Annotated in this window: 17 protein-coding genes; 7 read left to right on the top strand and 10 right to left on the bottom strand. The window is 64.3% G+C overall.

Translation table 11 applies throughout. The features are described 5' to 3' along the window. Positions 1-112: 112 nt before the first annotated feature. Positions 113-1078, bottom strand: coding sequence for a non-homologous end-joining DNA ligase (gene ligD, locus ACZI8R_RS17605; RefSeq protein ID WP_463380948.1), 966 nt, complete (start codon positions 1076-1078; stop codon positions 113-115). A 92-nt stretch (positions 1079-1170) separates the two neighbouring features. Here ligD and ACZI8R_RS17600 point away from each other — a divergent pair, with 92 nt between their 5' ends. Next, a complete protein-coding gene (locus tag ACZI8R_RS17600) occupies positions 1171-3228 on the top strand; it encodes a M13 family metallopeptidase (RefSeq protein WP_463380947.1) in 2058 nt (685 codons plus the stop codon). Positions 3229-3239: 11 nt separating this feature from the next. Here ACZI8R_RS17600 and ACZI8R_RS17595 read toward each other — a convergent pair whose 3' ends face one another. The 8 genes from ACZI8R_RS17595 to ACZI8R_RS17560 all read right to left on the bottom strand — a co-directional run bounded on the left by ACZI8R_RS17595 (position 3240) and on the right by ACZI8R_RS17560 (position 10407). Then, positions 3240-3932 (bottom strand): GNAT family N-acetyltransferase, encoded by a 693-nt coding sequence (locus tag ACZI8R_RS17595; RefSeq protein WP_463380946.1) that lies wholly within the window; start codon positions 3930-3932, stop codon positions 3240-3242. Positions 3933-3962: 30 nt separating this feature from the next. After that, positions 3963-4706: an anti-sigma factor gene (locus ACZI8R_RS17590; protein WP_463380945.1), complete on the bottom strand. Its 744-nt coding sequence runs from the start codon at positions 4704-4706 to the stop codon at positions 3963-3965. Beyond that, a complete protein-coding gene (locus ACZI8R_RS17585) occupies positions 4699-5277 on the bottom strand; it encodes a sigma-70 family RNA polymerase sigma factor (RefSeq protein WP_463380944.1) in 579 nt (192 codons plus the stop codon). The genes ACZI8R_RS17590 and ACZI8R_RS17585 overlap by 8 nt, the downstream gene beginning before the upstream one ends. A gap of 102 nt (positions 5278-5379) precedes the next feature. Beyond that, positions 5380-6207 carry a DUF1295 domain-containing protein gene (locus ACZI8R_RS17580; RefSeq protein ID WP_463380943.1) on the bottom strand — a complete coding sequence of 276 codons (828 nt, stop codon included), beginning with the start codon at positions 6205-6207 and terminating at the stop codon, positions 5380-5382. Beyond that, complete coding sequence (locus ACZI8R_RS17575) at positions 6204-7544, bottom strand: class I SAM-dependent methyltransferase (RefSeq protein ID WP_463380942.1); 1341 nt, start codon at positions 7542-7544, stop codon at positions 6204-6206. Before ACZI8R_RS17575 ends, ACZI8R_RS17580 begins: the two co-directional genes overlap by 4 nt. After that, positions 7541-8284: a DUF1365 domain-containing protein gene (locus tag ACZI8R_RS17570; RefSeq protein ID WP_463380941.1), complete on the bottom strand. Its 744-nt coding sequence runs from the start codon at positions 8282-8284 to the stop codon at positions 7541-7543. The genes ACZI8R_RS17575 and ACZI8R_RS17570 overlap by 4 nt, the downstream gene beginning before the upstream one ends. Continuing rightward, positions 8281-9624, bottom strand: a complete 1344-nt coding sequence (locus tag ACZI8R_RS17565; RefSeq protein ID WP_463380986.1) for an NAD(P)/FAD-dependent oxidoreductase — start codon at positions 9622-9624, stop codon at positions 8281-8283. The genes ACZI8R_RS17570 and ACZI8R_RS17565 overlap by 4 nt, the downstream gene beginning before the upstream one ends. 117 nt (positions 9625-9741) lie before the next feature. Next, the gene (locus ACZI8R_RS17560) at positions 9742-10407 is read right to left on the bottom strand and encodes a fasciclin domain-containing protein (RefSeq protein WP_463380940.1); all 666 of its coding nucleotides are present in this window, start codon (positions 10405-10407) and stop codon (positions 9742-9744) included. 192 nt (positions 10408-10599) lie between these two features. Here ACZI8R_RS17560 and ACZI8R_RS17555 point away from each other — a divergent pair, with 192 nt between their 5' ends. Continuing rightward, complete coding sequence (locus ACZI8R_RS17555) at positions 10600-11169, top strand: lipocalin family protein (RefSeq protein ID WP_463380985.1); 570 nt, start codon at positions 10600-10602, stop codon at positions 11167-11169. Positions 11170-11171: 2 nt separating this feature from the next. Continuing rightward, positions 11172-12518 carry a TIGR01777 family oxidoreductase gene (locus ACZI8R_RS17550; protein WP_463380984.1) on the top strand — a complete coding sequence of 449 codons (1347 nt, stop codon included), beginning with the start codon at positions 11172-11174 and terminating at the stop codon, positions 12516-12518. Between the two features lie 15 nt (positions 12519-12533). Here the strand turns inward: ACZI8R_RS17550 and ACZI8R_RS17545 are convergent, their stop codons facing one another. Then, positions 12534-13649: an acyl-CoA dehydrogenase family protein gene (locus ACZI8R_RS17545; RefSeq protein ID WP_463380939.1), complete on the bottom strand. Its 1116-nt coding sequence runs from the start codon at positions 13647-13649 to the stop codon at positions 12534-12536. A gap of 174 nt (positions 13650-13823) precedes the next feature. Here ACZI8R_RS17545 and ACZI8R_RS17540 point away from each other — a divergent pair, with 174 nt between their 5' ends. The 4 genes from ACZI8R_RS17540 (at position 13824) to ACZI8R_RS17525 (ending at position 17688) form a co-directional block, all read left to right on the top strand. Then, positions 13824-15056, top strand: coding sequence for an aminotransferase class I/II-fold pyridoxal phosphate-dependent enzyme (locus tag ACZI8R_RS17540; protein WP_463380938.1), 1233 nt, complete (start codon positions 13824-13826; stop codon positions 15054-15056). After that, positions 15053-16546 carry an NAD-dependent epimerase/dehydratase family protein gene (locus ACZI8R_RS17535; protein WP_463380937.1) on the top strand — a complete coding sequence of 498 codons (1494 nt, stop codon included), beginning with the start codon at positions 15053-15055 and terminating at the stop codon, positions 16544-16546. The genes ACZI8R_RS17540 and ACZI8R_RS17535 overlap by 4 nt, the downstream gene beginning before the upstream one ends. A 32-nt stretch (positions 16547-16578) precedes the next feature. Beyond that, positions 16579-17025 (top strand): alternative ribosome rescue aminoacyl-tRNA hydrolase ArfB, encoded by a 447-nt coding sequence (gene arfB / locus ACZI8R_RS17530; RefSeq protein WP_463380936.1) that lies wholly within the window; start codon positions 16579-16581, stop codon positions 17023-17025. Between the two features lie 198 nt (positions 17026-17223). Continuing rightward, on the top strand, positions 17224-17688 hold the full coding sequence (locus ACZI8R_RS17525; RefSeq protein ID WP_463380935.1) for a sigma factor-like helix-turn-helix DNA-binding protein: 465 nt from the start codon (positions 17224-17226) through the stop codon (positions 17686-17688). Positions 17689-17695: the final 7 nt, after the last annotated feature.

Below are 17695 nucleotides of genomic sequence, written 5' to 3'. Positions count from 1 at the left end.
TTTCCTGTCGATCGAGATCTCTGTACCGAATCGGACGAATCGGGTTACTGACTGATCGACTCGAACCCGCGCAACGTTACCGCCGTGAGTGGCCTTCGAGGCCCTGGACTCGCTAACCGCTCACAGGGGGTGCGGGGATGCCGGATGCGTCGTCGCGGTCGGCCCATTCGAGCAGAGGGCTCAGATCGAAGACGGCGTCGTCGATCCCGGCGTGTAGGTCGCCCAGCCGCGCATACCTCTCGGGAACGGTGTCGATCGTGAAGTCCCGTGGGTTCAGGTCGTCGATCTCGGCCCACGTCACGGGTGTGGACACGGTGGCCTCCGGTACTCCGCGCACCGAGTAGGCCGCCGCCAGCGTGTGGTCTCGGGCGTTCTGATTGAAATCGACGAAGACCGCGCGCGGGTCTCGATCCTTTCGCCACCACGTGGTCGTCGCGTCCCGGGGGATACGACGCTCGACCTCTCGGGCGAACGCGAGAGCCGCCCGGCGGACGTCGGCGAACCCGTGGTCCGGTGCAATACGTACGTATATGTGGAGGCCTTGCCCGCCGGAGGTCTTCGGCCAGCCGGTCGCGCCGATCTCGTCGAGGACCTCGTGTGCCACGCCGGCGACGCGGGTGACGCCATCGAAACCTGCCTCCGGCATCGGGTCGAGATCGATGCGCCATTCGTCGGGGCGTTCGACATCGGCTCGACGGGAGTTCCAGGGATGGAACTCGACCGTGGACATCTGCACTGCCCAGATGACGTCCGCGAGTGCGGTGACACAGAGCTCGTCTGCGTGGCGCCCATAGCGCGGAAACTCGACGTGTGCGGTTTGCACCCATTCGGGAGCGCCACGGGGAAGACGCTTCTGGTGCACCTTTTCACCATCCAGACCGCTGGGAAATCTGTGCAGCATGCACGGTCTTTCGCGAAGAGCGTTCACGATCCCTTCGCCGACGGCGAGGTAATAGTGGACGAGGTCGAGTTTGGTGGTGCCGAGGGCAGGAAAATAGACGCGGTCGGGATGAGAGATTCGCACTGTCCGATCACCGACCTGCACGTCGGTTGCGGGGGAAGCGCTTTTACCTGCCATCGTTTCGACGATACGGCCGGAAGCTTCGCCCGGAGGCGGTACGCGCGTACTTTGTACGGGTAGGCAGACGGTGTGCAGACGGGGAGAACATAGTGCTGATCGGACGTAGACGGTGGCTTGCAGTGGTGGCTGCGGGAGCAACTCTGACCTTGACGCTTGCGGGTTGCTCGTCGCCGGAGCAGGCGCCGGCTTTCGACACGGACGAGCTGGACACCAGCATCTCTGCGTGCGACAACCTCGACCAGTTCGTGAACGGGAAGTGGGACGCCGAGACCACGATCCCCGACGACGAGTCCAGTTACGGAATCTTCAACGAGTTGCGTGACAAGAGTCTGGATACGCAGCGCGGCATCGCGAAGAGCGCCGCCGACGACCTCGACAGCTCGGAGGAGGTCTCGGATCGGTCGAAGATCGGTGGCCTCTACCAGTCGGCGATGGACGAGGACGCGATCGAGGAAGCCGGGTACGCGCCGCTGAACCCCCAGCTCGAGCGGGTCGATGCCATCGCATCACCCGAGGAGGTGGCAACCTTCCTGCGTGACGATGCGGTGGAGGGCGGCGCCATATTGTTCGGTCTGGGCGCCGGCGCAGACTTTCAAGATGCCACCAAGCAGATCGGCTTCGTCAGTCCCACCGGAATTTCGTTGCCTTCCAAGGACTATTACACCGATCCTCAGTACGCCGAGATACTGAATGCGTATCAGAACTACCTCCGCTCCTCTCTCGAGTTGATCGGAATCGAGCCCGACCAGGCGGCCGATCAGGCCGCGCAGGCTCTCGACTTCGAGAAGGCCCTGGCTGCGGCGTCGCTTTCCCCGGAGGAAGCGCGGGATCCGGCGACGCAATACAAGTTGGTGACAGTCGACGAGGCCAATTCCACAACTCCGACGTTCGACTGGCGCGAGTACTTCGCCGCACAGGGTGTGTCGGCCGACGAAGGATTCTCTCTGGCGGACACCACCTACTTCACGGCTGTGAGTGATCTGCTGCGCACGGCCCCGGTCGAACAGTGGAAGGCGTACCTGCGCGCGCAGGTGATCAGTCGCTCCAGCGACAGACTGTCGAAGGCATTTCGTGACAACCAGTTCGAGTTCACCAAGCAGATTTCGGGGAGTACAGCTCAGAAGCCGCGGTGGAAGACGGCGATCGGCGACGTGAACTCCGCCATGGGTGAGGCGATGGGTGAACTGTACGTGGACGAGGCCTTCGATCCGAGGTCCAAGGAACGCGCCCAAGAGTTGGTGGACCACGTACTCGACGCCCTGAAGGTGCGGATCGAGAACGTCGACTGGATGAGCGAGGAGACCAAGGACAAGGCACTCGACAAGTGGTCACAGCTCGTCCCCAAGATCGGGTATCCCGACAAATGGCGAGACTGGTCAGGTCTCGAGATGAACAGTGGCGACTACTTCGGAAACCTCTCTGCTGCAGACAGGTTCAATCACGAATACGATCTGGCCAAGATCGGCAAGCCGTCCGACCGCACCGAGTGGGCGATGACACCGCAAACCGTCAATGCCTACTACAACCCCAGTGACAACACGATCAACTTCCCCGCCGCGATCCTGCAGGCACCGTTCTTCGACGCGAATGCGGACGACGCACTGAACTACGGCGGTATCGGCGCCGTGATCGGCCACGAGGCGACCCACGGGTTCGACGATCAGGGCAGTCAGTTCGACGGCAAGGGAAACAATGTCGACTGGTGGACGCCCACGGACAGCGAGCAGTTCGAGGAGAGAACTCACAAGCTCGTCGAGCAATTCGATGCATACACCCCGATTCCAGACAAGCCCGATGTTCACGTCAACGGCGAGCTGACCCTCGGCGAGAACATTGCGGATCTCGGCGGCGTCAATGCCTCGTTCGACGCGCTGCGGGCACTGCAGGAATCCGATCCGGCAGCAGCCGAGGAGCGCATCGGCGGATACACGCCTGACGAAAGGTTCTTTCTCAACTATGCGCGGGTGTGGCGCAACAAGACTCGTGACGAAGCCATGGTCACGCAACTCAGCAGCGACCCACACTCGCCGTCGAGTCTGCGGGTCAACGGGGTGGTGCCGAATGTTCCAGGGTTCGGTGAGGTTTTCGGATGCGAGCCGGGATCACCTGGAGCGCACACAGAAGAAGATCGGGTTGTCATCTGGTGACGTGAGGCCTGTCAGGGTGTGCGGAAACCTCGAAATGTCACGTACTTGCGGGTGCTGAAGCCCAGTCGCTCGTACAGAGCGATCGCGTGAGTGTTGCTCTCTGCCGAATGCAGGAAGGGCGAGTCTCCGCGAGCGGTGATCCCGGCGACCAGCGTCATGATCAACCGAGCGGCGTGGCCGCGTCCGCGAGCCTCCGGTGCGGTACAGACGGCGCTGACTTCGGTCCATCCAGGCGGGCGGAGTCGTTCTCCGGCCATCGCGACCAGCCTGCCGTTGTCTCGAATGCCGAGGTAGCTGCCGAGTTCGTGTGTGCGGGGCCAGAAGGGGCCCGGGCGGGTTCTCTCGACGAGGTCGAGCATCTCTGGAACGTTGCTCGGTCCCAGTTCGATCACGCCGGCTCCTGGTGGTTTCGGAGCGGAGTCGCCGCTTCCGGTCCAGATCATCTGGCGTCCCGCCAATGTGAACACCGGATCCCACTCGGGCGGCGGCGCTGCCGGGCAGCTGAACATGTCCGCGAATTCACCAGGCCCGAGTAGCTGGGCCAGTTCGTTCCAGGCATCTGCATCGGCGTCTGCGGGAACCGCGGAGAACGTTGCCACGTCCGGCACATACGTGAAGGAACTGCCGACTCGGCGCGCGAGGTGTGCGTGCCGCGTGCGGAGCGATTCGCCGACAGGGTCGTCGAGTACGTCTGTGTCATGCATGGAGCTTGTCTTTCGTCCGGGCAGGGGCGCTCAGGCCAGGTTGATTGCCGCGAAGGGGTCGCTGGTCGGCTGCGGGGAACCGCCGGGTGGCTCGACGGTGAATCCGAGCGTCGTTGCCTTGTCCAGGTTTTCGACGACCGCCGTTGTGGAGGCGCCCATCGTCTGCTGGTCCATGATGCCGACGGACTCGGGGTTTCCGGTATCGCCGATGAGCCACATCTGGTAGACCGAACCGGACTCGGGCGGGGTGACATCGTTCATCACCAGCATGCCGGCGTTCGTCTCCTTCGAGTAGACGAACGTGGCGTTGCCACCGGATTCGATCGGCGAGACGGCTGTCCGAACGTCGTCGGCTGCCATGATCTGAGCGGTGATCGGCTCGGAAGGCGTTGACCTCGACTGGATCACTGTCACAGTGCCGATGCCGATGACCACTGCGGCTGCAGCTGCGCCGACGACGGCCAGCATCCGATTGCGCTTACGTGACCTCGCGGCATCGAGTGAGGCGGGAGCAGCAGCGACGTCCGGCTTCGATTCTGCAGGAAGCGAATCCATGATTCGTGCAAGCAGGTGTTCGGGTGGGCTGGTGGCAGTCGCGGACGACTGGGCAGCCATGGTCTCTCGGGTCTCCCGAACGGTGGTGGTGAACTCGGCGCGCACGTCGGTGTGCGCCTGTTCGACTGCCAGATCGATCTCACGCCGATGATCGTCGTCCACAGCGTCGAGTCCGTATGCGGGGGCGAGCTCGAGCAGGTCTTCGTTGCGCTCAGCCACGGAATTGCACCCCCAAACATGTCTTCAATCGGATCAGTCCGTCTCGTATCCGAGATTTCACGGTGGGCAGTGCCACGGACAGTCGGTCCGCGACTTCTCGATAGGTGAGGCCGCCGTAGTACGCGAGAACCACTGATCTTTGCTGCACTTCGGAAAGGGTCTCCAGGCAATCGGTGACCTGGCTGCTGTCGCCGCGCCGGCCGACCTCCTCGGACACGGAGTCGAAGGGGCCGGCCCAGTTCGCGGCGCCGTACGCAGCCTCGCGGTCGGTACCCGACTGCTCGGAGCGGACTCGGTCGACGGCGCGACGGTGCGCCAGAGTGATCACCCAGGACAACGGGGAGCCCTGCCGGGGATCGAACTTGGCGGCGGAGTTCCAGACCTGGAGGTAGACCTCCTGGGTGGTCTCTTCGCTGTAGCCGGGGTCGCGAAGAACTCGTAGAACCATGCCGTACACGCGTGAGCTGGTGTGGGCGTAGAAATCGCTGAAGGCGTCACGATCGCCGTCCGCGATGCGGGACAGGAGAGCTGTCAGTGCCGCATTGTCGGTGTCTCTGCCGACACTCGTCATCGACCGTATCCATTCATCGATCCACAGCTTACTGGCACGTCCCCCTTCAGGGGGCGACGACTGCGTAACGGGGCGCGGCGGCGTCAACGTGGCCATCACGATTCACCTCGGTTCCGCTGAGCGTGGTGGAAGGGGAAAGAAGAAGCTGGTGCGCTGCTGGTAGTCCCGATAGCCGGGCCGGGCAATCATCGACTTCTCGAGGAGGCGAGCGCCGGTTGCGTACACAAGGAACCACGTCATGATTGCTGGTGACAGGACCGTGGCAGCTCCAGGCCACACGGCGGCGGCGATCAGCCACAATCCCCACCACACACAGGCGTCGCCGAAGTAGTTTGGATGACGCGTCCATGCCCACAGCCCGGAGTCCATGATTCGGTGGCCGTTCACCCGACTTCTGGCGGCCGGGTCCGCTTTGAACCGTTCCAGTTGACGGTCGCCGACGCTTTCGAAGACCACTCCGACGGCCCACAGGATCACCCCGAGAACGACGATCGTGGCGCCTGCGCCGTGGGCGGGGCCACTGACGGCCGAAATCTGCAGCGGAAGCGACACGAACCACTGGGCGAGGCCCTGTGTCAGAAATATCTTTCGCAGCACGACCGGTGTCGAGTTTCCGCCCGATCGCTCGAGCAAGTCCACGTAGCGCGGGTCCTCGCCCTTCCCCGAGGACTTCGCATACATGTGCCACGAGAGTCGTAGTCCCCACACGGCGACCAGGCCGAGCAACAACCATCGTCTCGATGCGTCACCGCCTCCCACCGCGGCGGCGACAAGGGCAACGAGCACGAACCCGAGGCCCCAGGAAACGTCCACGACGTTGTACCTACCGATGCGCCTACCGATGAGGAAGGTGCACAGCTGGAGTGCAACGACGACCAGGAGACTGCACACGGACACCGCCGTGAACTGCGACAAGGAGAAGCCGTTCACGACGTCACCGCAGGCGGTGTTTCGACGGTTCCGGCCTTCTCGAGCACGATCTGCTGGACGTCTATGTACCCGGAGCGAAACCCGGCTTCCGAGTAGCTCAGGTAGAAGTGCCACATACGGCGGAAGGTCTCGTCGAACCCGAGTTCGTCGGCCCGGGTGCTCTCGGCAGCGAATCGCTCCTTCCACAGTCGAAGGGTTTCCGCGTAGTGCTGTCCCATGCTGAGCCGTTCCCGGACGCGTAACCCGGTGTGGCGTTCCGTCACCGACTCGATGGCCTCGGTGGAGGGTAGGAATCCACCGGGGAAGATGTACTTGTGCACCCAGGTGTACGTGTTGCGGGTTCGGATCATGCGATCGTGTGGCATCGTGATCGCCTGCAGCGCAACTTTTCCACCTGGCGCGAGGAGCGTGTCGAGTGTGCGGAAGTATGTCTCCCAGTACTGGTGACCGACTGCCTCGATCATCTCGACGGACACGATTGCGTCGTAATCACCGTCTACCTTGCGGTAGTCGAGCAGATCGACGTCGACACGATCCGAACACCCCGCCTCTGCAACCCGTTCACGCGCGAGTTGTCGTTGTTCCTCGGACAGGGTGATCGACCGCACGACGGCGCCACGTTCTGCCGCCCGGATGCACAGCTCACCCCAGCCGGTCCCGACTTCGAGCAGTCGGGTGCCGGGTCCGACACCCGCAGCATCGAGCAGGCGGTCGATCTTTCGACGCTGTGCCGCCACGAGATCGGTAGAGGTGGGCTGGATCTGGGGGACCGGTGCTCGTAGCACGGTCGCGTTCCGGACGCGGCCGACCTCGGTGGGTGTCGACGAGAACAGGGCGCTGGAATACGTCATGGTCTCGTCGAGGAAGAGTGCGAACATGTCGTTGGACAGGTCGTAGTGACGAGCGATGTTGGAGCGCGTGTTCTGCTCGGCTCCCAGTTCGTGCACGGGGTGACGTGCCACATACAGGGCTCGCAGCGACTGCAGCGGCCGCGGAATCAGATTCGCCATCCGGGCTGCGAAAATCCCGAGGACATCTGCAAGGTCGGGAGAGGTCCAGTCGCCCGCCATGTACGACTCGCCGAAGCCGATCAGTCCGCCTGCGCCTACTCGTCTGGCGAAGGCGTCGGGATCGCGAATGATCATGCGTGGCAATATCTCGCGCTCCACGTGTGCGCCCACCAGGGCTCCGTCCGGGTACTCGATGCGGACGTCGAGATTGCCTGCGGCCCGGCGGAACAGTCGATCCGCGACTTTGGCTGCAGCCGCGGCACGCACACCCGAGGGAACGTCGGGGGCAGGTGCTCGGTGCGTCTGGTTCCGTGTGGCGTCTCTCATCGGGCAGGGTCCTTCCGGAGGGTTCCGGGCCGGGGGACGACGGGGAGACCGCGTGCCCACAACCGGATTCCTTGAATACGAATGCGCGCCGAGACGACGAGCGGCGCGAGGGGAGTGCGTAGCTGGGTGGTCAGAATTGCGGCTGGGGTCACACTCCGTCGGCATCCCCGCACCGTTGCGGTGAAGGCAGGCTGACCTTCTCGACGGAGAACCACCGTGGACTCGAGGGTGTCGCCCGGCTCCGGCAGGGTCATCTCGTAGTGGCCACCGACATCGTTGAACGGCGAGACATAGAACTGTTTGTCGGTACGCGCACGGCCGTCGTCGTCGAGTTCCACGACATAGCTGTGCCGCTCCCCGTACGTGTTGTGCACCTCCGCGACGACGCACCGAAGACGGCCGCCGGCGTCGTGACACCAGTAGAGGCTCAGTGGGTCGAACACGTAACCGAGGACGCGTGCGTTGAGCAGTGCGGTCACTCGTCCGCCACCGAGATGAATGTCGCGACACCCGAGGAAATGGTCGAGCCGATTCCTCAACGTGTCCGGGGTGCCTTCCGGGGTCGGCTCGAGGTGGTCCCCGGCACGAAATGATGCGAGCGGTCTCAGCCAGCGCGGTCCCACCGGAACCTTGTCGAGGTCGATGTACCAACTGCTGCTTCGGTACTCGAAGCTGTTGCGGATGGGCGCGATTCGCGCGTGCCGAATCGTCGTGTCGTAGATGACGGGCGTGTCTGTCATGCCGACACACCTCCTCGATCGGGATGGTGCGCTGTCTCTACGGGGCTCTCCTCGTCCCAGGACCCGCCGATGCGTTCCGCCGCACGAACACCCGAGCGCGCGCCGTCCTCGTGGAAGCCCCAGCCGTCGTATGCACCGGCGAAGGCCAGGGTGTCCGAGTGCAGTTCGTCCACGCGCGACCGGGCCGCCACCGAATCGGGGGTGTACAAGGGGTGCTCGTACGTCATCTCGGCGATAACGGTCGCAGGATCCACGAGGTGGGCCCCACCGAGCGTCACGAGAAAGCGGCGGTCCTGCACCGAATCGATGCGCATCAGCCTTGTCATGTCGTAGGTGACGATCACACTGTCGGCACTTCCGTCACCGTTGGTGGGAGCCAAGTAGTTCCAGGAAGCGCGCGCCCCGGTGGTTCGCGGCAAGAGAGAAGTGTCGGTGTGCAACTGTGCGCGATTGACCGAATAGGGCATGGCGCCGAGAATTTCGACCTCCGACGGGGTCGGCGGAGAAAGGAGCGAGAGCGCCTGATGCGGATGCACCGCGATCACGACGGCGTCGAAATGCCGAACCTCTCCGCTTTCGAGAACGAGCCACACACCGTCGTCACCGCGACGTACCTCTGTGATTCGCGTGCTCGGCAGTACTTCGTCGAGTCCTGCGGCGACACGTTCGACGTAGCGAGCGGATCCGCCCGTCACGGTGCGCCAGGTGGGTGAGCCGAACACCGAGAGCATCCCGTGGTGCTCGAGGAACGTGAAGAGGTAGCGGGCCGGGTATCGGCCGGCGTTCTCCGGATCGCACGACCACACAGCTGCGACCAGCGGCGTCATGAAGTGCGTGACGAAATAGGGGCTGAAATCGTTGCGATCGAGGAACTCGGTCAATGTGGTGCCGGCGTCTGGGCCGTCGAGGAGAGTTCGCGCTCGCCGGTGGAAGCGTACGACTTCGCCGAGCATGCGCCAGTACCTCGGACGCGCCAAGTTTCGCGGACTTGGGAACAGACCTCGAACCCCCTTCGCGCCGGCGTACTCGAGCCCGCTCGCCTCGTCGCGGACCGACATCGACATGTCGGATTCCTGGGTCCGTACGCCGAGCTCGCAGAAGAGTCGGAGAAGTGTCGGGTAGGTGCGGTCGTTGTGCACGATGAAGCCGGTGTCGATGTCGACGACTGCGCCCGTGTCGAGCTCGAGCCGGTGGGTGTGGGCATGGCCACCGAGCCTCGAATCGGCCTCGTACAGAGTCACGCGGTCGTTGCGGGACAGAACGTGTGCCGCCGTCAACCCGGCGACTCCGCTGCCGATCACGGCGACGTTCCTGGGTTCCCTCTTGTCCATGTCTGGTATTCGGAACCGGCGGGTATTCGGATGGGCAGCTGCGGGTTTCGTACCAGCGCCTATGGCGCAGAACACGCCCGCGCGCATCGGCTGTATGCGCACGGGCGTGTGCTGTGAACGGTTCGACTATCGAGGCATCAGAACCGAATCGACCAGGTACACGGTCGCGTTGGCGGTGTGGACGCCGCCGCAGATCACGTTGGCATCGTTCACCTTCAGTGAATCGCCGGACCCGGTGACGTCGACCGTCCCGCCTTCGACCGTCGTCTGTTCGCCGGCAATGTCGCTCGGCGCGATCTGTCCCGGGACGACGTGGTAGGTCAGAATTTTCTCCAGCATGGCGGAGTCGGTCTTCAAGGTGTCGATCGTTGCGGGGTCGATCTTCCCGAAGGCTTCGTCCACCGGCGCGAAGACGGTGAATTCTCCGCCGTTCAAGGTGTCGACGAGGTTCACGTCGGGATTCAACTGTCCGGACACAGCGGACGTGAGTGTGGTGAGCAAGGGGTTGTTGGCCGCCGCGACCGCGACCGGATCCTGTGCCATGCCGGTCACCGATCCGGGCCCTTCCGGCACGGTCTCGGCGTAGCCGGCACATCCGGGGCCGACGAGATCTGCGGCCGGATCCGCCATGGCGCCGGGCTCGGAAGTCATACCGCCCTCCATGGCTTCTGTGGTCGTCGCGTCGGCTCCCGTTCCTTCTGCGGACGAGTCGTCCTCCGACGAACAGGCGGCGCCGAGCAGCACCAGCGACGAGCTGGCTGCGATTGCGAGAACACGGGTGGTGAAGTTCATGGGAAAGCCTCTCTCCGGTGTGGGTGCACGAGCGCACCGTCGATTGCACTTCGGAGCGGTGGGTACACGCGGATGGGTGAATTGTCGAAGTTTCGATCCAGCAGTCCCGCGGGTCCGAATACCGTGAAAGCCGAAAGAAGGGGAGCAATGAGGCTGAAGAAGTTGTCCATCACGACGGGGGTGGCCTTGATCATGTCGAGCGCAGGCGCAGGTACCGCGCTCGCGCAGCCGACCGGATCGACCGGAATGCCCGAGCCCCTCGCACCCGTTGCGTCTCTCGACGTACCGAGATACCTCGGCGCCTGGAATCAGTTGTCGGCGATCCCACAGCCGTTCAATCTCGACTGCGCACGTGACACCCGTGCCGAGTACACCGTGATCGATGCCGCGAACGTCGGGGTCGCCAACACGTGCAGCACGTGGTCCGGAGGCTCGAGCGGAATCACCGGAAATGCACGCGTGGTGGACCCGGCAACGAATGCGCAGTTGCACGTGAGTTTCCCGAGCGTGCCGTTCCAGAGTTCGCCCGATGGTCCCGCCAACTACGTGGTCACCCATATCGCGGACGACTATTCGTGGGCGCTGGTCGGTGATCCGGCCCGCACGTCCGGTTTCGTTCTCTCCCGTTCGCCGAATGTGTCCCAGGCACAATGGTCCGAGATCCGGGCGACGGTCGAAGCGAGGGACTACAACGCGTGCCTTTTCCTCACGTCTCCGACCACCGGCGGCCGGGAGTCGATCCAACCGCTCTGCACGGTCTGATCATGGGAATCGACTACTCGAGCATCGTCGACGCACCGCGAGACGAAGTATTCGCCTGGCACGCGCGGCCGGGTGCTTTCGCTCGGCTCTCTCCGCCCTGGCAGCCGATGCGACTGGTGCAGGAAGCAGCGTCGCTAGAGTCCGGACGGGCGCAACTGAAATTGCCGGGTGGGGTGCCGTGGATCGCCCAGCACGAGGCGGCTGCGTACGACCCGCCACATCGCTTCGTCGACCGCTCAGTGGCGTGGCCGGCGAAGGTGTTGGTGCCGTGGCGGCACACGCACACGTTCGACGAGGTGACATCGCAGTCGACGCGAGTCACCGATCATGTCGACACCCGGGTGCCGGCTGCGCTGTTGCGGTCGATGTTCGTCTATCGGCATCGAGAACTGGCCGACGACCTGGCGCGCCACGGATGGGCGCAGGGCCGGGAACAGAGCCCACTCACCGTTGCCGTCACAGGAAGTTCGGGACTCGTGGGGAGCGCCCTCACCGCGTTTCTCACCACCGGCGGGCACCGAGTGATTCGTCTCGTTCGTCGCGATGCCCGCGGTGCGGACGAGCGGCGTTGGGATCCGGATGCGCCGGCTTCGAACCTTCTCGACTCTGTGGACGCCGTGGTGCATCTGGCAGGCGCCTCGATCGCGGGACGATTCACCGACAGTCATCGCCGCGCGATCCGCGACAGCCGAGTGGGGCCGACCCGCCGGCTCGCTCAGGTGGCCGCCGACGCCGACAATGGACCGGAGGTGTTCGTGAGTGCCTCGGCTGTCGGGTACTACGGCCCGGATCGGGGCGACCGCACGCTCACCGAGGAATCCGAAAGGGGAGACGGATTTCTCGCTGAAGTCGTGGCCGACTGGGAAGGTGCTTCCGCCCCCGCCGCCGAATCGGGCGTGCGCACGGTGCAGGTGCGAACAGGGATCGTGCAGACACCGCGCGGAGGTGTGCTTCGTCTGCAGTGGCCGTTGTTCGAGGTGGGTATTGGTGGCCGGTTGGGAAGCGGACGGCAGTGGTTGTCGTGGGTGGACATCGACGACCTCATCGACGTGTACCACCGAGCTCTTTTCGATCGCGAGCTCTCGGGCCCGGTCAATGCAGTGTCGCCCGAACCGGCACGCAACTCGGACTACACCGCAGTGTTGGCATCCGTCCTGCGTCGACCCGCACTGCTACCGGTGCCGAAGATCGGGCCCGAAATGCTTCTGGGAGAGCAGGGTGCACGCGAACTCGCGCTGGCAGATCAGTGGGTGTCGCCGGCAAAGTTGATGGCGTGCGGCCACACCTTCCGGCGCCCCGAACTGGAATCGTGTCTTCGACACCAGCTGGGGCGTTTCCGGAACGCATGAGAGCGCCGGTCGCGTTCAGACGAAGGCGAATTCGTCTCCTGCGTGGTACTTGGCCAACGTCTCGGAGACCGAGCGCCGTGATGGCGGGTGGAAGGCGAAGGCGTGGATGGCGCCGGCCAGGTATCCGATGTCGGTGGACTTGATGAAGGCGATTCCGCCGAGCGATTCGATCGCGGCAGACGATGCCCGTACCAGAGCTTCACGAATAGCGATTCGGCACAACAGAAGTCGTACCGATATGTCCTGTCCGCGCTCACCCTCGTCGACTGCGCGCGCGATGTTCTCCACCGCGGACATGGCGTTCTCGATGTCGGCGGCGGCGCGGACGTAGCCCTCGTAGTCGTTCTTCTCAGCGGCCAGCAGCCGTTCGAGGAGGGAACTCGCAGCGCCCAGATAGTTTGCGGTGATCAGCATGCCGAACCACAGGTAGCCCGTCATCTCGTGCTCCCCACCGGGGTCGTCGTCGCCCATCACGAGCACCAGGTCCTCGGGGATCTCCACGTTCTCGAGGTGGACCTCGTCGCTCTCGGCGCCCTCGAGGAACCACGACTCCCAGAACGGGCGAACGGTGACGCCGGGGGTATCGGCCGGAACGAGTGCGATGGCCCGTTCGCCGTCGTCCAACTCGACGCTCGCGGTGAGCAGGTTCATCGAACTCGACAGACTGCACGGCTTCTTGCTGCCGTGGATGATGTAGGTCGAGCCGTTCTTCTTCGCGGTCATGGTGGGGATGAAGACGCTGCCACCACTCACACCCTCGGAGAATCCCGACGCGATGACGGCCCTCTGCTCCACCAACCCCCTGATGAGGGCGCGGTCCTCTTCCGTCGAGCCACGCGCGAATTCGTTCAAGGTGGCGAGCGAGAGGTGATGCATGGTGGTGGCGGCGCCGAGCGCGGGCGAGCGGCTCCCGATGGCGCGCTGGACGCGAACCGCGTCGAGCGCACTGGCGCCGAGGCCGCCGGCATCCTTCGGGATGGTGAGGGCAGTGCCCCCTGCTTCGCTGAACTTCGCGATTGCACCGCTGCCCCTGGCCTCGAGGGTGAGCAGCGGGGTCTCGTCGAGATACGTGGCAAGTTTCGGCAGGTAGGACTGCAACGCTTGCCGTTCACGCGTCATCAGTGCGGTCATGTGCGCTCCTCGAATCGTGCGAGAGCGCCCCGGGTACCCGGGGACTCACTCAGTGGTTCGGAGCGCTCGCCGATCCGGTTTGGTTTCGCCGTCCACCAATCCGCATCCGTGTGCGTGTCGAACCACACAGAGAGCCCGATCGAACGTCCGCATACAGCGAGGAGATTGGTATCGATGGCTGTCAACAAGTTGATCAAGCGTCTCGAAGGCGACGACCGAGTGGAGGTGCTCAGAGCCGGGCGCGGACAGGAGGGGAACCCGTACTTCCGTGTCATGGAGTCCGCTACCGCCCCCGTGGTGCGCGTCGAGGGTGAAGACAGGATCATGCTCGGATCGAACAACTACCTCGGTCTCGCAGATCACCCGGACATTCACAAGGGTGCTCAGGAAGCGCTCGACCGGTTCGGCGGCGCCGTAACGGGCAGTCGGTTACTGAACGGCACGATGGATCTCCACCTGGAACTGGAATCGGAGATCGCCGCCTGGCACGGAACCGAGGACGCCATGGTCTTCACCACCGGCTACCAGACGAACTTGGGGACGATCAGTGCCCTCATGGGCCCAGGTGACGCCGTCATCGTCGACACTTCCGCCCACGCGTCGATTCGCGACGGGTGCAAGCTGTCGGGCGCCGAAACCATCAAGTTCCGTCACAACGACGTCCTGGATCTCGAGCGCGTTCTCTCGGAGGCGGACGGCCGTTTCGACGCGGTGCTCGTGATCGTCGACGGTCTGTACTCGATGGAAGGTGATCTCGCTCCGCTGCGTGCCATTACAGCGGTGTGCGACAGGTTCGGCGCGGCGCTCATGGTGGACGAGGCGCACAGTCTCGGGTTGTTCGGTGCGGATCGGACCGGCGCTGCCGAACTGTTCGGAATCGACCGAGACGTCGATGTCCGGATGGCGTCGATGTCCAAGAGTCCCGGCTCGACCGGCGGGTTCATCGCGGGTTCCAGCGATCTTCTCGATTCGCTGCGCGTGAATGCCAAGGCTTTTCTGTTCACCACCTCGGGCGTACCGGCGGCAATCGGGGGGTCGCTGGCCGCTGTTCGCCTGATCAGGAGCGAGGAGGGTGCACAACGCGCCGCGCAAGCGCTCGCGAACGCGGCTCTGCTGCGTGCCGGACTCGCCGACAGTGGGCTCGACGTCAGCGAGCTGTCCACTCTTCCCAGTGGAGAGAAGACTGTGACGCCCATTGTCGCGCTTCACGTCGGTGACGATCTTGCGGCAATGAACCTGTGGCGAACGCTGTTCGCGAAGGGGGTGTTCACCAGTGCCGCACTGTATCCGGCAGTACCTCGATCCGGTGCCATGCTGCGTCTGTGCGTGATGGCGACGCACACGGAAGCGCAGATACAGCAAGCGACCTCCATCATTGCCGAGACCGTGACCGAGGCGTCGGCATGAGAGTTGCCGTCACCGGCGCCACAAGTGATTTCGGTACCGCGATTCTTCCTGTGCTGCTGGAAGACCCGGAGATCGACGGCGTGATCGGACTCGGCCGTCGCCCTCTCGGCCGCAGTCACCCGAAGCTCGAGTCGGTCAGGATGGATATCCGTGACCCAGAGATCGAAGACGTGTTCCGAGGCTGTGATGCAGTAGTCCATCTGGCCTTCGTCGTGGAAGAGATTCGCGACAAGAGCGTCACGCACGACATCAACCTTCGTGGTTCCCGCAACGTCATCGACTCGGCGGGGCGGGCGGGGGTGCGCCGTGTGGTGATTGCCTCGAGCATCAACGCATACGGCCCCGACCTCCACCCCGCGCCGGTGGACGAAAGCGTCTACCCGGCAGGCGATCCGGTTCGCTACTACTTCCACGACAAGGCGGAGGTCGAGCACTACGTCGAATGGTGGATGCGGCAGCATCCGGGCGAGATGGCCATATCCATGCTGCGCCCCACGTATATTGTCGGCCCGGACTTCTCGAACGACGGCATCGACCAGCTGACCGGAGCGGTCGGCGCTTTTCCGAGGGCGGACGTTGCTGCGTACCAGTTCCTACATCAGCGGGACATGGCCGACGCCTTCCATCGTGCGACGAAGCAAGATCTGGTCGGGCCGTTCAATCTCGGCCCCCGTGAGTGGGTGGGTGTCCGCGAACTCGCGGCCATGCAGGGTCAGAAGATGTTCTCGGTGCCGGAGAAGCCGGCGATCGCGATCGCGAACCTTGCGTTTCGACTGCGGCTCACACCGTTTTCCGGACAGTGGGTGACGGCGGGGGAGGTCGTCGTCGATTCGACACGACTGACCGAAGCGACCGGTTGGCAGCCCACGCTCACTGCGCGCGAAGCTGCGGCGATCATGATTCTGTTGCAGGGCAAGGCATTGCTACGCGCCGGCGATGCCCTTGGTCGGCATGACGCGTGCGAGCTGGCACTCGAGCCGGCCTCTGCCTTCGTGGGTGTGGACGGTCGCGACGTCGAGCACGACCAACTTCCGGTCCGCGACGGTTCGGTCCACGTCGAGATTCACCGCGGTGCAGACAACGGCGGGACGGTTGTCGTTCCTGCCCCGATCGGTTTGCATGCGCGCTATCTCACCTCGGTGGCGGCCGAACTCGTCGAGCACGGTGTGAACGTCGTACTGGTCGACCTACCGGGGCACGGGCTCAGCACGGGTAAGCGTGGTCATGCGCTGTCGCGGCCGGTGGCGGAGGCGTTGATCGCAGCCGAGCTTCATGCGCGCCGCCAATTCGGCGGTGACCCGAAAACGATCAGGTTCGGTGTGCCCGGATCTGCTCGCCCGAGCCGTCTGCCCGCATTGTCGAGGCGGACGACGCGCATCGATCCGGCGGACGGATTGCTTCCGAAGCGGGTGCGTCATGACGGCGGCCTCACCGGTCTCACTGTCGTAGGGTCCGTGCAGGAAGCGGCCGACCTCGCGCAGGCGCACTGACCGAGATCCGCTGTGGGTGCCAGACTGGGAGCATGAGTGACGATGACGGCGAGGTGAGCTCGGATCTCGCCATCACCCGTTCGTTGACGGTACCGGCGGCGGAACTCGTCTGGCGCTTCTCTCGATCGGGCGGCCCCGGTGGACAGGGCGTCAACACCACCGACTCCAGGGTCGAGCTGGCGGTGGACCTGGAGACCTTGTCGACACTGACCGCCACGCAACGGGAGCGTCTCGAGGAGAGGCTGCGATCGAGGCTGGTGGGCGGCGTTCTCACCGTCGTGTCGTCCGAGACCCGGTCGCAGCTGAGGAACAGGAGAGCAGCCCGGACCCGGTTGGCCGCGCTACTTCGGTCCGCACTGCTCACCGAACCGCGCACGCGGCGTCCGACCAAAGCGACGAAGGGCTCGCAACGGCGTCGGCTGGAATCGAAGAAGAAGCGGGGACAGGTCAAGGACCTGCGAAAACGCCCCGAATCCTGATTCCCCCTGTGAGTGGTTGACGAGTCTCTGGACTCTCGGACCACTCACGGGAGTGGGCCGTAGGTATGACTACGTCTCCTCCTTCAGGGGGAAAACCCCCAGTGCAAATTGGGTACTGGGCCTGATGTGGTCGCGCTCACGATGTCGCACGATTGATCGTGAAGGCGAATCGGTGCTGGTGAACGGGGGTTCGATCAGATGAGTGATCTCGACGACGAGTTGCGTACGGCGGCGGCCGACGCGGATTCGGGTGATCCCGATGCTGTCGAACGTGCCCTGGCGGTGCTGTGGCCACCGATGATGCGTTTCTGCAGGGCAAGGATCCCGGCGGGACCGGAAGCGGAGGCTCGCGCGGCGGAACTCGCCCGAATGGCCTGCCTGAAGGTCACGAGGAATCTGCCGGCGATCGCGCGGGCCAGACATCCGCACCGAGAGGTCTACCGGATACTGCGCAGCGTGGCGGCGAAAGCGCGTATCGCGCCCGCCGGCCCCGAATCGGGTCTACTCGGCGATCTCGACCCCACAGCCCGTGAGGTCGTGACCTTGCGGATCATCGACGGACTGTCCGCGTACGACACGGCCGGATTGCTCGAACTTCCCGTGGGACGGGTGCTCATGATGCAACACCAGGCGATGCAGACGCTGCGCGCCCAGGTCGCCTGAGCGCGGG

The organism is Rhodococcus huquni (assembly GCF_055231055.1).
The sequence above is the reverse complement of the archived record's forward strand: the minus strand, read 5'-3'. Positions and strand labels throughout refer to the sequence as shown.

Bases quoted from the DNA above. Each gene is read 5' to 3' on its own strand.
- ligD (WP_463380948.1), bottom strand. From the start codon at position 1,078: ATGGCAGGTAAAAGCGCTTCCCCCGCAACCGACGTGCAGGTCGGTGAT.
- ACZI8R_RS17595 (WP_463380946.1), bottom strand. From the start codon at position 3,932: ATGCATGACACAGACGTACTCGACGACCCTGTCGGCGAATCGCTCCGC.
- ACZI8R_RS17585 (WP_463380944.1), bottom strand. From the start codon at position 5,277: ATGACGAGTGTCGGCAGAGACACCGACAATGCGGCACTGACAGCTCTC.
- ACZI8R_RS17575 (WP_463380942.1), bottom strand. From the start codon at position 7,544: ATGAGAGACGCCACACGGAACCAGACGCACCGAGCACCTGCCCCCGAC.
- ACZI8R_RS17570 (WP_463380941.1), bottom strand. From the start codon at position 8,284: ATGACAGACACGCCCGTCATCTACGACACGACGATTCGGCACGCGCGA.
- ACZI8R_RS17560 (WP_463380940.1), bottom strand. From the start codon at position 10,407: ATGAACTTCACCACCCGTGTTCTCGCAATCGCAGCCAGCTCGTCGCTG.
- ACZI8R_RS17555 (WP_463380985.1), top strand. From the start codon at position 10,600: ATGTCGAGCGCAGGCGCAGGTACCGCGCTCGCGCAGCCGACCGGATCG.
- ACZI8R_RS17550 (WP_463380984.1), top strand. From the start codon at position 11,172: ATGGGAATCGACTACTCGAGCATCGTCGACGCACCGCGAGACGAAGTA.
- ACZI8R_RS17545 (WP_463380939.1), bottom strand. From the start codon at position 13,649: ATGACCGCACTGATGACGCGTGAACGGCAAGCGTTGCAGTCCTACCTG.
- ACZI8R_RS17540 (WP_463380938.1), top strand. From the start codon at position 13,824: ATGGCTGTCAACAAGTTGATCAAGCGTCTCGAAGGCGACGACCGAGTG.
- ACZI8R_RS17535 (WP_463380937.1), top strand. From the start codon at position 15,053: ATGAGAGTTGCCGTCACCGGCGCCACAAGTGATTTCGGTACCGCGATT.
- arfB (WP_463380936.1), top strand. From the start codon at position 16,579: ATGAGTGACGATGACGGCGAGGTGAGCTCGGATCTCGCCATCACCCGT.
- ACZI8R_RS17525 (WP_463380935.1), top strand. From the start codon at position 17,224: ATGAGTGATCTCGACGACGAGTTGCGTACGGCGGCGGCCGACGCGGAT.